The 13,302-nt window shown below is 62.5% G+C and carries 14 protein-coding genes; 7 read left to right on the forward strand and 7 right to left on the reverse strand.

The features are described from left to right. Window positions 1-428 precede the first annotated feature (428 nt). On the forward strand, window positions 429-1,019 hold the full coding sequence (locus EN808_RS15030; RefSeq protein ID WP_127278974.1) for a TetR/AcrR family transcriptional regulator: 591 nt from the start codon (window positions 429-431) through the stop codon (window positions 1,017-1,019). Between the two features lie 305 nt (window positions 1,020-1,324). Here the strand turns inward: EN808_RS15030 and EN808_RS15035 are convergent, their stop codons facing one another. The 5 genes from EN808_RS15035 to EN808_RS15055 form a co-directional block, all read right to left on the reverse strand. After that, window positions 1,325-2,347 carry a LacI family DNA-binding transcriptional regulator gene (locus EN808_RS15035; protein WP_135916248.1) on the reverse strand — a complete coding sequence of 341 codons (1,023 nt, stop codon included), beginning with the start codon at window positions 2,345-2,347 and terminating at the stop codon, window positions 1,325-1,327. Between the two features lie 27 nt (window positions 2,348-2,374). Beyond that, the gene (locus EN808_RS15040; protein WP_135916249.1) at window positions 2,375-3,166 is read right to left on the reverse strand and encodes an ATP-binding cassette domain-containing protein; all 792 of its coding nucleotides are present in this window, start codon (window positions 3,164-3,166) and stop codon (window positions 2,375-2,377) included. A gap of 3 nt (window positions 3,167-3,169) precedes the next feature. Beyond that, the gene (locus EN808_RS15045; RefSeq protein ID WP_135881563.1) at window positions 3,170-4,156 is read right to left on the reverse strand and encodes an ABC transporter permease; all 987 of its coding nucleotides are present in this window, start codon (window positions 4,154-4,156) and stop codon (window positions 3,170-3,172) included. Between the two features lie 116 nt (window positions 4,157-4,272). After that, window positions 4,273-5,208 carry a substrate-binding domain-containing protein gene (locus EN808_RS15050; protein WP_127278978.1) on the reverse strand — a complete coding sequence of 312 codons (936 nt, stop codon included), beginning with the start codon at window positions 5,206-5,208 and terminating at the stop codon, window positions 4,273-4,275. A 293-nt stretch (window positions 5,209-5,501) separates the two neighbouring features. Beyond that, the gene (locus EN808_RS15055; RefSeq protein WP_135865253.1) at window positions 5,502-6,659 is read right to left on the reverse strand and encodes a fumarylacetoacetate hydrolase family protein; all 1,158 of its coding nucleotides are present in this window, start codon (window positions 6,657-6,659) and stop codon (window positions 5,502-5,504) included. A gap of 295 nt (window positions 6,660-6,954) precedes the next feature. Between EN808_RS15055 and EN808_RS15060 the strand changes: the two genes are divergently transcribed. The 5 genes from EN808_RS15060 (at window position 6,955) to EN808_RS15080 (ending at window position 11,618) form a co-directional block, all read left to right on the forward strand. Continuing rightward, on the forward strand, window positions 6,955-7,839 hold the full coding sequence (locus EN808_RS15060; RefSeq protein WP_135881561.1) for an ABC transporter permease: 885 nt from the start codon (window positions 6,955-6,957) through the stop codon (window positions 7,837-7,839). Further along, complete coding sequence (locus EN808_RS15065) at window positions 7,836-8,657, forward strand: ABC transporter permease (RefSeq protein ID WP_189524119.1); 822 nt, start codon at window positions 7,836-7,838, stop codon at window positions 8,655-8,657. The genes EN808_RS15060 and EN808_RS15065 overlap by 4 nt, the downstream gene beginning before the upstream one ends. A gap of 29 nt (window positions 8,658-8,686) precedes the next feature. Beyond that, window positions 8,687-9,757 carry an ABC transporter substrate-binding protein gene (locus EN808_RS15070; protein WP_135916251.1) on the forward strand — a complete coding sequence of 357 codons (1,071 nt, stop codon included), beginning with the start codon at window positions 8,687-8,689 and terminating at the stop codon, window positions 9,755-9,757. 177 nt (window positions 9,758-9,934) lie between these two features. Continuing rightward, entirely contained in the window at window positions 9,935-10,543 is a 609-nt protein-coding gene (locus EN808_RS15075) for a cupin domain-containing protein (protein WP_127278569.1), read from the forward strand. Next, the gene (locus tag EN808_RS15080; RefSeq protein ID WP_135916252.1) at window positions 10,533-11,618 is read left to right on the forward strand and encodes an ABC transporter ATP-binding protein; all 1,086 of its coding nucleotides are present in this window, start codon (window positions 10,533-10,535) and stop codon (window positions 11,616-11,618) included. The genes EN808_RS15075 and EN808_RS15080 overlap by 11 nt, the downstream gene beginning before the upstream one ends. Window positions 11,619-11,783: 165 nt before the next feature. Here EN808_RS15080 and EN808_RS37615 read toward each other — a convergent pair whose 3' ends face one another. Both EN808_RS37615 and EN808_RS15090 read right to left on the reverse strand, forming a co-directional pair. Then, window positions 11,784-11,915 carry a hypothetical protein gene (locus EN808_RS37615; protein WP_272483024.1) on the reverse strand — a complete coding sequence of 44 codons (132 nt, stop codon included), beginning with the start codon at window positions 11,913-11,915 and terminating at the stop codon, window positions 11,784-11,786. Window positions 11,916-12,077: 162 nt separating this feature from the next. Continuing rightward, a complete protein-coding gene (locus tag EN808_RS15090; protein ID WP_135916253.1) occupies window positions 12,078-12,782 on the reverse strand; it encodes an SOS response-associated peptidase in 705 nt (234 codons plus the stop codon). Window positions 12,783-12,948: 166 nt separating this feature from the next. Here EN808_RS15090 and EN808_RS15095 point away from each other — a divergent pair, with 166 nt between their 5' ends. Beyond that, complete coding sequence (locus EN808_RS15095; protein ID WP_127278566.1) at window positions 12,949-13,302, forward strand: nuclear transport factor 2 family protein; 354 nt, start codon at window positions 12,949-12,951, stop codon at window positions 13,300-13,302.

Consider the following 13,302-nt stretch of genomic DNA (forward strand, 5'->3'; position numbering starts at 1 on the left):
CCATGCCCGTCACGGGACATTTCCCGTGAACGCAGCAACGGCACCCCGCGACGCTGCCCATCGGCAAGCGAGCGCAACATGTTCTCGAAGGCGCGGGGGTCGACCCCATCTGCTTTCATGACCAGCCGGATCATCGGATCCCGGACGGCCTCATCTATGGTAAGATCGCGGCGCTGTGGCATTGGCCGGCTCCTTGTCTGTCGATTCGCAGCCCATGCTCACGAACCGTTTTTCATCTCTTCACCGGCCGAAGCCGCATGATTGGCAATCTTTTCGTCCATCTCGATCTGGTAGGACCAGTTCACGACCTTGTTATTGACGACGGACGCTATAGGTGTTACCAGTAAGTAACATGCTGGAAGTTACAGACCGGTAACACCCTAGTCAAGAGGTGGCCGAGGGTTTTTTGGAAACGAAAGGAGATCATGATGACAGACGGCGTCGTGGAGCGCTCTCGTCCCCGGGATCGGATTCTGGAGACGGCGCGTGACATGTTCCATAAGCACGGCATCAAGGGCGTCGGCGTCGACGCCATCACCGAGGCTGCCGGCACGAACAAGATGACGCTCTATCGTCACTTCGAGTCCAAGGACGAACTGATCGTCGAATGCCTGCGCGCCAACGCCTTGAAAGCCGGCGCGATGTGGGAAACGTTCGAGGCCGAGCATCCGGGCGACAAACTCGCCCAGCTTCATGCCTGGGTTCGCAAGGCCGCCGCCATGCTCAACACCGATGGCCGCGGCTGCGACATGGCCAATGCCGCCGCCGAACTGACCGAACCTGATCATCCGGCAAGGCGCGTGATCAAGGAGCTCAAGGAAGCCCAGCGCGAACGCCTGGTCGGGCTCTGCCGGGATGCCGGTATCGGCCAGGCCGAACTTCTCGCCGATACGCTGTCGCTGCTGTTTGAAGGCGCGCGTGTCAGCGTGCAGACCGTAGGCGCCGAAGGCCCCAGCACGCAGTTCGTGCGTATGGCGGAAGGGCTGATCGTTTCCTTCAGGGGAACTGCAGCAAACTGACACCTGCCGGACTGCCAACGATCCATGCGATTCCGTGACCGGGAAGGACCGGGTGGCGTGGCGGCGTCGCGATTGCTGCCGATCGGAACGAAAAAAGCCCGCTGCCGGGAGGAGGTGGCAGCGGGCTCGATTTCGAATGTGGCGCGGGAGGAGGTGCGCCCCATTCAGCATCGGCATCGCATCTGGGAGGAGTAGATGGCCGACAACCAGAAACTACGAATTGCCCAATGATTCGGCAACAATGAATTGTGCATAGCTGCTGTGCAGATTCGCCGTGGCGCCGCGCGAATTCGGGAAAGTGGGCCTCACTGCACCGGCACGTTTTCCCGGAAAATCAGTCGCGGCTCGATGAATTTGCGTGTGAGATAGGGCGCCGATGAGGCGATCGAGCCGAGCAGTTGGATGACCGACTGCTCCGCGATCAACCTGGCGTTCTGGTCGATGACGACGTCGGTGAGGTCGTCGACGAGATAGCCGCGCGTCTCCCTCGTCAGGTCGTGGCAGATGAACACCGGCTTGCGGTTGGGCCTGGCTTCCCGGATCGCCTTGGCAATGCCGGAGCGCCCGGCGCCGACGCAATAGATGCCGAGCAGTTCCGGTTCGTTGCGCAACGCCTTCATGGTTTCCGCATAGCTGGCATCGGGTTCGTCATTGATCTCGACGGCGCTGCTGACGGTGAGATTGGGAAATTCCTCGCCGAGCACCGAGCGGAATCCCATCTCGCGCTCTTCATGGCCGCGATAGGAGCGCGAGCCGACGACCATCGCCAGCCGCCCCTCGCGTCCGCCGAGGAAGCGTCCCATCAAAAGGGCCGCCGTCCGTCCCGCCACGCGGTTGTCGATGCCGACATAGGCCGAGCGCGGTGCGGCCGGAATATCGGATACCAGCGTCACCAGGCGGATGCCGGCCTCGACGATGTCGCGCAGGATGTTGCGTGTCCTGGGATGATCGACCGCGATGACACCGACGCCGTTGGCGCGCAGCGACAATTTTTCGACCGCTGTCTGCAGGGCATTGGGCGAGATGCCGGCAAGATTGTGGATCCGGCAGGATGCCACCAGCGGCAGGCGTGAGGCGTAGTCCTCGATATGCTTTGCCAGATCCTGCATGAAGGCGTTGCTGCCGATCGGCAGGAAGAATTCGAGGTTTGCGGGCTTCGAGGGAAGCGTCACCTGGTCGGCGACAGGCAGATAGCCGAGCTGCTTGGCGGCCTCCATGACGCGTTGCCGGTTGGCGGCACTCGCTCCGGGCCGATTGTTGAGCACCCTGTCGACCGTGGCGGTCGACAGCCCGCAGGTCCTGGCGATGTCGGAGACGGTGGCCTTCATGCCGCGACCCTATATGCCGATGCTCCCTCAGTGCCCCGGCTTGCCATCGGCGAGGGCGTCGCGGATGTCCTTGTCCGACATGCCGGTGATGATGCGTTCGACTTCCGTCACGGTTGTCGTCTTTGGATCGATGTCGTCGGCGACCACCTTGCCCCTGCGCATGACGACGATGCGGTCGACCACCTGGAAGACATGGTGGATGTTGTGCGCGATGAAGATGCAGGAGTGGCCAGAATCGCGCGCGTTGCGCACGAAGCTCAGCACGCCTTGTGTTTCGGCGACGCCGAGATTGTTGGTCGGCTCGTCGAGGATGATCAGGTCGCTGTCGAAATGCATGGCGCGCGCGATCGCGACCGCCTGGCGCTCGCCGCCAGAGAGCGAGCCGATCGGCGTCGTCGGCGGGATGTTCTTGGAGATGCCGACCTGTTTGAGCAGATCGCGGGCGACCGTGTTCATCGCGTCCTGATCCATGCGGTTGAGGAAGCGCGGCGGCTTGATCGGCTCACGCCCCAGGAACAGGTTGCGCGCGATCGACAATTGCGTGACCAGGGCGGAGTCCTGGTAAATGGTCTCGATGCCGTGGGCGATGGCATCGCTGGTGCTGCGCAAGGCGACCTTCTTGCCGCGGATGAAGATGTCGCCGCTGGTCAGCGGCACCGCGCCGGAGAGAACCTTGATCAGCGTTGATTTGCCGGCGCCATTGTCGCCCAGCAGGCCGACGATCTCACGCTCGTTGACATGGAAATTGGCGTCCACCAGCGCCTGCACGCGGCCATAGGACTTGCGGATGTTCTGCATGCGGATCAATGGCTCGGCCATGGTTCAAGTCCCCGCCTGGTGCCGGCGTTCCAGCCACGAATGCAACGCCATCATGCCAAGGATGATCGCGCCGATGAAGATGTTGTAGGCAAGCCCGGGCACGCCGATCAGCACGATGCCGTTGCGCATGACGCGCAGGATCAGGATGCCGAGCACGGTGCCGATGATGGTGCCGCGCCCGCCGGTCAGCGCCGTGCCGCCGATCACCACCATGGCGATCACCTCCAGTTCGTAGCCGGTGCCGCTGTTGGGGTTGGCGGCGGATGTGCGCAGTGAGGAAATGACGCCGGCAAGCGACGCCATGAGCGAAGACAGCACGAACAGGCCGACCTTGACGCGGTTGACATTGACGCCACGGGCGCGCGCCGCGTTGGGATTGCCGCCGGCCGCCTGGATCCAGTTGCCGGTCCGGCTTTGCGTCAGGACATAGCCGAGGGCGATCGCGGCGGCGATGAACCAGAACAGCGACATGTAGATGCGGAACGGGCCGATGAAGAAATCGCCGACCAGCGCCTCCGCCAGCCAGCTGCCCTCGGCGCTCCAGGTGCGCTGCGGAAACCCGTCGGTGATGAAAAGCGCACTGCCGCGCACCACCAGCAGCATGCCGAGCGTCACCAGGAAGGACGGGATCTTGAGCCGCGTGACGAACCAGCCATTGACCAGGCCGATCAAGGCGGCAACCACCAGCGCGACGACGAAGCCCATCTCCAGCGAGGTGACGCCGGCATTGAACAGCGTCCACATCAGCACCGGCGAGAAACCGAACAGGGACCCGACGGAAAGGTCGAATTCGCCCGACGTCATCAACAGCGTCATCGCCAGCGCGATCAGGCCGAGCTCGACGGTGAAGGCCAGCGTGTTGGAGATGTTCTGCGGCGACAGGAAGTCGTGGTTGAAACCCCAGAAAACGGCGATCTCGGCGATGAGCAGAACGAAGGGTCCGAATTCCGGCCGCGCGATCAGGCGTTGGATGAGCGAATGATTTTCCACTGGGAACCCGCGACATGGTTGGAACGGGCCGCGACCTCCACCGCATCGGGTGGACATGCCGCGGCGCAGGAAGATAGCTGGCGCCGCGCGAGATGCGCGGCGCCAGGGATCGCGGATTATTTGCCGGACAGGATCTTGTCGTAGACCGCCGCGGTGTCCTTCTCGTAGAGCGCGCCGGTGATGACGTTGAAGCCCGGGGGAATGCCGCTGGCCGCCATGTTGGCGAGCGACAGCGCGACGTAGCTGGTCGCCTGCGGGTCCTGCCACTGGCCGGCATTGACGTAGCCGTTCAGCACTTCCTGGGTGGTGTCGAGCGAGTTGCCCCAGCCGACGACCGGGATTTCGCCCGGCTTGACGCCGACCTGGTCGAACACGCGCTTGATCGAGCCGGTGACGAGGTCGCCCAGGCCGATGATGGCGTTGACCTTGCCCTTGTGGGCGGTGAGGTAGTCGACCATGCGGTTGATCACCTCGGCCTGGTCGAGCGTCGCTTCGGTCACCTCATAGGTGATGCCGAGCGGGCCGAAGACGCTCTTGATGCCTTCCTCTTCCTGCACGCCATAGGTGGCGCCGGGGATCTCGACCGGCATCCAGACGAAGTCGCCCTTCTTCACGAGGCCCTTGTCGACCAGGTACTGCGCCCAGTGCTTGCCGAAGGTGACGTTGTCGCCGCCGACATAGGCGTTGAAATTGGCCTTGGGATCGGGCGTGTTGAAGTTGATGATCGGGACGTTGGCCGCGCGCGCTTCCTTGACGATCTCGACAAGGCTGCCCGGATCGGGGCTGGTGGTGACGATACCGTCGGCCTTGGCGGAGAGGGCGGCGCGGACCGCTTCCTGCTGCGAGGCGACGTCGCCATTGTGGAAAGAGGTGTTGACGGTGTTGCCGGTGTCCTTGGCCCATTGCTTGGCGCCGGCGAGGAAGTAGGTCCAGACCGGGTCGGCCGGCCCGCCATGTGAGATCCAGTAGAACGTCTTGGCCTGCGCGGCTGCCGGAATGACCGTCAGCGCGACCAGCAGGCCGTAGAGCACAAGTCTTAGTCTCGTCAGCATGTGATTTCCTCCCGGTTGAAGATGATCCGTCCCTTGTTCCGGCTTCGGCCGGATTGCGTCTTTTGCCAGCGCCGCTCGGATGCCTAAGAGCATTCCCTTTTTCGGCGGATGGCAAGCCTCCATCTGCAGATGTAGTTGGCGCCTGACACGGCGCCATCAACGACCCCATCAGATCGCATCAGTTGGGATGATTTTTTCCAGGCAGTCGGATGATTGTCGCCGAGGCGCAGCCCGGCGGACTGTCCCGATCATGTTTGGGCGGTCACTTGGGGCGAAAGCCCCTGAAGAACCACTTAGAGCAGGCCGGCTTTGGCGAGGTCGCGCATCAAATGGCTGGCGCCGTAGGTCCAGTGCGGGCAATCAGGCGACAGCCGCACGCGGTTGACCAGCGCGCCGAATTTTTCCGACGAGATGGTGACGATGTCGCCGACCTTGTGCGTGAACCCCTTGCCCTTTTCGCCGCGATCTTTCGATGGCACGAACATCGTGCCGAGATACAGCGCCAGCCCGTCCGGATACTGGTGGTGCGGCCCCATGGCCGCGGCAACCAGTTCCTCCGGCGAGCGGCTGATCTCGGCCATCGAACTCGCCCCCTCCAGCGAAAATCCGTCCTCGCCCTCGACCTTCAGGCGCACGACGGCCTGCTTCACCTCGGCGATGGAGAACGTGTCGTCGAACAGCCGGATGAAGGGGCCAAGCGAAGCCGAGGCGTTGTTGTCCTTGGCCTTGCCGAGCAGCAGCGCCGAGCGCCCTTCGACGTCGCGCAGATTGACGTCGTTGCCGATGGTGGCGCCGACGATCCTGCTGCTCGAGGCGGCGATCATGGCGATCTCCGGCTCCGGATTGTTCCAGGTCGACACCGGGTGGAGGCCGACATCGGCGCCGAAGCCGACCGAGGCCATGGGCTGGCACTTGGTGAAGATCTCGGCATCCGGGCCGATGCCCACTTCCAGATATTGCGACCAGGCGCCGCGCGAAATCAGCTTGGCCTTGATCTCCATCGCCTCGGGCGAACCGGGCTTGAGCTTGGAAAGGTCATGGCCGATCAGGCCGGCAATGTCGGCGCGTATGGCGTCGGCCTTTTCCGCCGAGCCGCGGGCCTGTTCCTCGATCACCCGTTCGAGCAGGCTGACCACGAAAGTGACGCCGGATGCCTTGATCGCCTGCAGGTCGACCGGGGACAGCAGAAAGGGTTTTGCCGGATCGCGCGTGGCTTCGAAACTGTTGGCCGCGATGTCGCTGACAGAACCGATGGGAGTGCCCTTGGCCGAGCCCACATGGCCGGCCGGATCCGCCAACTCGCAGACGTCACGGACGGTAGGCGCCGCGCTCGAGGTGATGTCGAAGACGGTGCCGTCACGCACGGTGACCACCATGGGATGGGAGACATCGCCGCTCCTGGCGCGCCCGACAAACAGGCCTTCGGAGGGCAGATGTGTCGGATTGGTCATGAGTTGGGTTCCTCGAATGGATCGAAAATTCTGGCCGGATCGGCGCGGCACTTTCACCGGATTCCACTCAAAGGTCTATCCCGTCCGGGGGCAAATTCGAGCTGCCATAACCGGTTGTTCATTGAAGCCGTTCCTTCAGAAATGTGAAATCCGCGTCGGGTTTTATTGCCGACGGCAACTGTACCTCAAATGCGAGATCGCCGTTCACAGCAGCGCAGTACTCTGAATCCGCTTGACAGTTTCACAAATATGAAAAATCCTTAGTCAATTTCAAAATCCTGGGACGGGCAGGTCGATGTCGACCCTAGTTGCAGCACATGTGCCAGAGACCCGGGCTTCATCGGGCTTCCGGTTCGCCATGTTGCTGCCCGGCGCGCTGGTCACTTTCCTGCTGATCCTGTTTGCGCTTGGCCTGGTGCTTTTCCTCGCCTTCCGCGGCAATGACGGGTCGCTGCTTGGCGCCGGCTTCAGCCTGGCCAACTTCATCACCGTGGTTTCCGATCCGCTGTACTGGACGGTCACGCTGCGCTCGCTGATCATCGCCGCGCTGGTCACGCTGGCCACGGTCGTCACCGCCTACCCCGTCGCTTACTATCTTGCCTTTCACGCCGGCCGGCGGCGCGGCCTGCTGCTGTTCCTGGTCACGCTGCCGTTCTGGACCAGCTATCTCCTGCGTGTCTTCGCCTGGAAGATCGTGCTGGCCTACAATGGGGTGTTGAATTCGGCGCTGATCGAAAGTGGCATCTGGTCCGAGCCGACACTGACCTTCCTCAACACGCCCGCCGCTGTCGTCGTCACGCTCGCGCACGCCTATGCGCCGTTCGCCATCCTGCCGATCTATGTGGCGCTGGACACGATCCCGAAATCGTTGATCGAGGCCGCTTCCGATCTGGGCGCGAGACCGTTCACTTCCTTCCGTCGGGTCGTGTTGCCCAATTCGATGCCGGGCGTGCTGGCCGCCGCGCTTGTCGTCTTCGTGCCGACGGTCGGCGACTATGTCACGCCGGCCATGGTGGGCGGTCCGGCCAGCACCATGATCGGCTCGCTGATCCAGTCGCAGTTTGGCAAGGCCAATGACTGGCCGTTCGGCGCAGCCCTTTCGGTCTGCGTCATGCTGGTCATCCTGCTCGTGGTACTGGTCGCGCGCGGCGCGGACCGCCGGTTTGGCAGCCGCACATGAAAACAGGGCGCGCCAGCATGAAACGGGATGGCCGCTGGCTCGGCCTCTATGTGCTTGCCTATCTGATCTTCCTTTATCTGCCGGTCCTGCTGATCCCGCTGTTTTCCTTTAACGATTCCATCCAGGCCGCGTTTCCGCTGCAGGGCTTCACGGTGCAATGGTATGCCACGCTCTACGGCAATCCGGCACTGTCGGGTGCGCTCGTCAACAGTCTCGTCATCGGCGCCATCGCTGCCTCGGGCGCCACGCTGTGCGGCATCACCGTGTCCTATATGGATCTCTATGGCCGCTCGCCGCTGGCCGCCACCATCAGCGCCATCGCGCGGCTGCCGATCCTCATTCCTGGCGTCATTGTCGGCATATCGCTGCTGATCCTGGTCAACCTCGTCGGCCTCGGACCGTCGCGTGTCGCCATCGTGCTCGGCCATATCCTGGTCGCGTTGCCGACCACCGTGGTCGTCATGCGCAGCCGTTTCGCCGCCATCCCCAGGACGGTTCGCGAGGCGGCGCTCGACCTCGGCGCCTCGGACTGGATGACCTTCCGGCGCGTCATGCTGCCGCTCAGCCTGCCGGCCGTGCTGTCGGCCTTCATGCTCGCCTTCCTGATCTCCTTCGACGAGTTCATCGTCGTCTTCTTCCTGGCCGGCACCGAGCCGACATTGCCGCTCTACATCTGGAGCCAGCTGCGCTTCCCCCGATCGCTGCCGACCGTCATGGCGCTCGGGACGGTGATCCTGGCCATATCGTTCATCATCGCCGGCACCGCCGAAATCCTGCGCCATCGCGGGCTTGGCGCCGTACGCCGCAATCCAGCCTGAAGCACAACAACGAGAGAGGAGAACGAAAAATGACATTCCACCTGAAATCGGCATCGGGACACAAGGTCCGCGCCGGCCTCGCGGCACTTGCGCTCGCACTGTCGTCGACCGTGGCGCTCGCCGCCGAGAAGCTGCAGTACTTCACCTGGTCGGGCTATGAGTTGCCCGATTTCAACAAGAGCTTCCTTGCCGCGCACCCCGATGGCGTCGAGGCCTCGATCTTCGGCGACGACGATGATGCCTTCACTAAGGTCAAGGCCGGCTTCCGGCCCGACATCGCGCACCCCTGCTATGACAAGGTGGCGCGCTGGAACAAGGAAGGCCTGCTGCAGCCGATCGACACCAAGCGCATCAAGAACTGGGATTCGATCTTCCCGGTGTTCAAGAACCTGCCCGACCTGCAGGCTGGCGACGGCAAGGTCTGGATGGTGCCATGGGACTGGGGTAACACCTCGATCCTCTACCGCACCGACCTAGTGAAGGACCCCGAAGCGAGCTGGAACCTTCTGTGGGACAAGCAATATGCCGGCCGTATGGCGACCATCGACGCCGTGCATGACACGCCGATCGTCGCGGCTCTTCTGGCAGGCGTGAACCCCTTCGACATGACGGCCGAGCAGATGGACAAGGTCGCGGCAAAGCTGCGCGAACAGCGCCCGCTGCTGTCGAGCTACACCACCGACATGACCTCGGTCGAGCAGGCCCTGGCCAGCGGCCAGTTGGTCGCCGCCATGACCTGGAACGCGTCGGCAACCTCACTCAAGAAACAGGGCGTGCCGGTCGAGTTCATGAAGCCGAAGGAAGGCATGCTGACCTGGGCCTGCGGCTTCGTCATGCTGAAGGACGCCAAGAACGTCGATCTCGCCTATGACTTCATCAACAGCCGGCTCGACGCTGACTCCGGCAAATTCCTGATCCAGTCCTACGGCTATGGCAGCTCGCTCGGCACCGCTTTCGCCGGCGTGTCGAAGGACGAATTGGAGAAGCTGCAACTGCCGTCCGACCCCGAGGTGATGCTGAAGAGCACGATCTTCACCGGGCCGATGAAACAGAACGACGATATGGCGAAGATGTTCGAGAAGGTGAAGGCTGGCGGGTAAGCTACGGCCTTCCCTTCTCCCCTTGTGGGAGAAGGTGTCGCCGAAGGCGACGGATGAGGGGTGCTCCAGCTTGGCGCCGGCGGCGATCTGTCACTCACCCCTCAACCGTCTCGGCGCTACGCGCCGATCCACCTTCTCCCACAAGGGGAGAAGGAAGAAGCAAACGAGGACTTGCACATGGACATGCTTGACGAGGCCGCCGAAAAACCGAAGGACGATGCCGACGTTCGCGTCGGCCGGCGCGTGCGGGCGCTCAGGCTCGAGCGCCGCCTGTCATTAGCCGATCTCTCGGCAAAAGCCGGCATGTCGATCGGCGCGCTGAGCCAGATCGAGCGCGGCATGTCCTCGCTGCGCGTCAAGGTGATCTGGCCGCTCGCCGCCGCGCTCGACATCGAGCCGTCAGCGCTGATCGCCGACGGCAACGATGCGGTCAATGATCTCTATTGCGTGCGCGCCGACAAAAGGCGGCAGATCCCGGTGAAATCCGAAGGCATCGCCAAGGCGCTGCTGTCGCCGCCCGGCGCGACGCTGACCGGCATGCTGGTGACGGTGGAAGCCGGTGGCGGCACGGCGGAAGCCTACGCCCATGCCGGCCATGAATTCGGCTTCGTGCTTTCGGGCGAGGTCGAACTGGTGGTGGATTCGACAAAATACGGGCTGAAGACCGGCGACAGTTTTGCCTTCAAGAGTACGCTTTTGCACGCCTTCCGCAATCCCGGCGCGGAGCAGTGCCAGATCCTCTGGGTCAACACCACGAAGCCGTCCGAGGTTCGCGATGGCGCCTGATCCACTCGTCCGGCTGCAGGCGGTTTCGAAGGTTTTTCCAGGTGGCATCGTCGGACTCGATACCGTCGATCTCGACATTGTCAGCGGCGAATTCATCACGCTCCTCGGGCCGTCCGGCTGTGGCAAGACCACCAGCCTGCGTGTGATTGCCGGCTTCGAAAGCCCGTCGAGCGGCGAGGTCTTGCTCGACGGTCATGACATCACGGCCCTTCGGCCGTTCGAGCGGCCGGTCAACACCGTGTTTCAGGACTACGCGCTGTTTCCGCACATGAACGTCGCCGAAAATGTCGGCTTCGGCCTGTCCCTGCGAAAACTCACCAGTGCCGAGCAGGCAAAGCGCGTCGGCGAAGCCCTGGAGATGGTCGGACTCGCCGACAAGCTTCGCGCTCGCGTCCTGGAACTGTCGGGCGGCCAGCGCCAGCGCGTCGCGCTTGCCCGCGCCATTGTCTGCGAGCCGCGCGTGCTCTTGCTCGACGAGCCGCTGTCGGCGCTCGACGCGCATCTGCGCGAACAGATGCAGGTGGAGCTGAAACGGCTGCAGTCGCGGCTTGGCACCACCTTCGTGATGGTCACTCACGACCAGACCGAGGCGCTGTCGATCTCCGATCGTATCGTCGTCATGAACAAAGGCCGCATCGAGCAGATCGCGCCGCCGGCGACCCTCTATGACCGGCCGGCCACGAAGTTCGTGGCGAGCTTCATCGGCACCATGAATCTGCTGCAATCACGTTTTGTCGGCCGGGATGGCCACCGCCTGCGTTTCACCGCCGGCACCTTGCCGCTGGAGGCCATGTCCGAAACCGGCCAGTGGCCCGGCGAAGGCGAGGTCCGCACCATCGGCGTGCGCCCGGAGGATTTGCTGGCGGCGGCCGAGGCTGCGCCCGGCACGGCGCCGGCGCGGGTCAACAGCATCGTCTTCCATGGCCGCACGTTGCGCCTGCATGCCGAACTGGGGCAAGGCATGCCCGTTGTCATCGACGCGCCCCGCCAGGCCGAGGGGTTTCAATTCAGCGCCGGCGACGTGGCGCACGTCAGCCTGCGCCGTGGCGCCAACTGCCCCATGCTGCCCAGCTAGCCTCATTCAACTGCGCAAGGTCGCCTGCACGGCCGTGGGGTTGGCCTGATCGACATGTGGACGAACGACCAAGGAAACTAAGTAGGAATTGACTAATGTAGGAAGACATTCCTAAATTAGTTGATGCCGGAATTGAGCACCCGACCGCGCCGAAATGTGCAAACCCTATGCCTCGCGCACGAAGTCGGGCAACTCATTCGTGTCCGATGCCGGCACTGCAACATCACCCGGCATTATCTGCCTGGCGATCTCGCGAAGCTTGTCGGTGACATTCCCTTTTGGGATGTCGAACGGCATATGCGGTGCGAGCGCTGCAAGCTTCGCGAACTTGATGCCGACATAATTTTGCCGAGTGCTGCGGAGCGCTTGAAAATTCGTGTGAGACGCCTTGTCGAAATCCGCATGGTTCGCCGTGTAATATGGCGAGACGAGGAATGAGGAACGCGGCTATCCCTTAGCCTAGAAGAGAGACCCTTGGACTGGCACCTGCTGCGGGAACTTAATCTGTGTGGGTGGCTTTTCAACGATCACCAACGCGTCGTTGGGCGCTGTCCGCTGCAAATGCCGTGCTTCCGTCCACGGCGCTGTAAGCCAGATCTCCGTCTCTTCGGCTGTTGTCAGGATCACAGGCATGGCCTTCTCATGGATCGGCGCGACAAGGGGGTTCGGCTTCGTTGTCATGAAGGCGTAGAGTTCAAAGTCGCCGGGGCCATCCTTGACTTTTCGCACGCCCTGCCAGCGAGTCCAGAAACCAGCGAAGAAGAATAGAGATCGGCTTTCGTCACGGGCAAACCAGTAATTTCGCTGGATTCCCGTTTCTGGGTCCTTGTCGTTCGGGGTAGGGCTGGGTTCGGCAAAGCTGGTCACCGGCACGACACATCTGTGTTCGATACCCACATACTGTTGCCAGTGCGAATATTGCGGATTGCGAACGTTCGTAGTGCCGTAATCGGCCTTTCCTTTCATCCGCTCTGGCGGAGTCGGCAAACCCCAAAGCAATTTCGCCAGCTCGCGATTCCCGTCTGGCGTGTTGCGAACAACCGGGCCTAGCTGATTGGGATAGATGTCGACTGAAGGTTCGAGATTGCCGATGACGTCGCGCATGGCCCGTGTCCATTGGCGGACCGCCTCTTGCGTCGTGGTGATGTTGTAGAGGTTGCACATTCACACAGCATTGCGGAATTGGCATGTGTCTGCAACCGAAGTCGGTCCGCGATAGGCTGGTCAGGCGCTTATCCTGACAGGGTCATGTCAGCTATCGACCCGTCAGCTGATGGCATGTCAGCGGGCTGTTCCCTACTTGCAATGCGTCCAAACAGGAGGAACACAAATGACCATCACGGAAATCGCCAAGGACTTCACCGAGCTTCTTAAACAAGGCAACAGCGACGGCGCTGCCGAAAAATACAATGCCGACGCTATCGTCAGCTACGAAGCCATGGAGGGGCCGATGGCCGTCAGCCGCGGCAAGGAGGCCCTCAAGCAAAAGAGCCAGTGGTGGCAAGAGAACCACGAAGTGCATGGCGGCTCGGTCGAAGGACCCTATGTCAACGGCGACCAGTTCGCGGTGCGCTTCACGTTTGACGTAACGCCCAAGGCCACCGGCGAGCGTGTCACCATGGATGAGGTTGGCCTGTACACGGTCAAGAACGGCAAGATCGCCGAAGAGCGATTTTACTACTGA

The sequence above is a fragment of the Mesorhizobium sp. M8A.F.Ca.ET.165.01.1.1 genome (genome assembly GCF_004792065.1).
Taxonomy (GTDB): Bacteria; Pseudomonadota; Alphaproteobacteria; order Rhizobiales; family Rhizobiaceae; genus Mesorhizobium.

Bases quoted from the DNA above. Each gene is read 5' to 3' on its own strand.
- EN808_RS15030 (WP_127278974.1), top strand. From the start codon at position 429: ATGACAGACGGCGTCGTGGAGCGCTCTCGTCCCCGGGATCGGATTCTG.
- EN808_RS15035 (WP_135916248.1), bottom strand. From the start codon at position 2,347: ATGAAGGCCACCGTCTCCGACATCGCCAGGACCTGCGGGCTGTCGACC.
- EN808_RS15040 (WP_135916249.1), bottom strand. From the start codon at position 3,166: ATGGCCGAGCCATTGATCCGCATGCAGAACATCCGCAAGTCCTATGGC.
- EN808_RS15050 (WP_127278978.1), bottom strand. From the start codon at position 5,208: ATGCTGACGAGACTAAGACTTGTGCTCTACGGCCTGCTGGTCGCGCTG.
- EN808_RS15055 (WP_135865253.1), bottom strand. From the start codon at position 6,659: ATGACCAATCCGACACATCTGCCCTCCGAAGGCCTGTTTGTCGGGCGC.
- EN808_RS15060 (WP_135881561.1), top strand. From the start codon at position 6,955: ATGTCGACCCTAGTTGCAGCACATGTGCCAGAGACCCGGGCTTCATCG.
- EN808_RS15065 (WP_189524119.1), top strand. From the start codon at position 7,836: ATGAAAACAGGGCGCGCCAGCATGAAACGGGATGGCCGCTGGCTCGGC.
- EN808_RS15070 (WP_135916251.1), top strand. From the start codon at position 8,687: ATGACATTCCACCTGAAATCGGCATCGGGACACAAGGTCCGCGCCGGC.
- EN808_RS15075 (WP_127278569.1), top strand. From the start codon at position 9,935: ATGGACATGCTTGACGAGGCCGCCGAAAAACCGAAGGACGATGCCGAC.
- EN808_RS15080 (WP_135916252.1), top strand. From the start codon at position 10,533: ATGGCGCCTGATCCACTCGTCCGGCTGCAGGCGGTTTCGAAGGTTTTT.
- EN808_RS37615 (WP_272483024.1), bottom strand. From the start codon at position 11,915: ATGCCGTTCGACATCCCAAAAGGGAATGTCACCGACAAGCTTCGCGAG.
- EN808_RS15090 (WP_135916253.1), bottom strand. From the start codon at position 12,782: ATGTGCAACCTCTACAACATCACCACGACGCAAGAGGCGGTCCGCCAA.
- EN808_RS15095 (WP_127278566.1), top strand. From the start codon at position 12,949: ATGACCATCACGGAAATCGCCAAGGACTTCACCGAGCTTCTTAAACAA.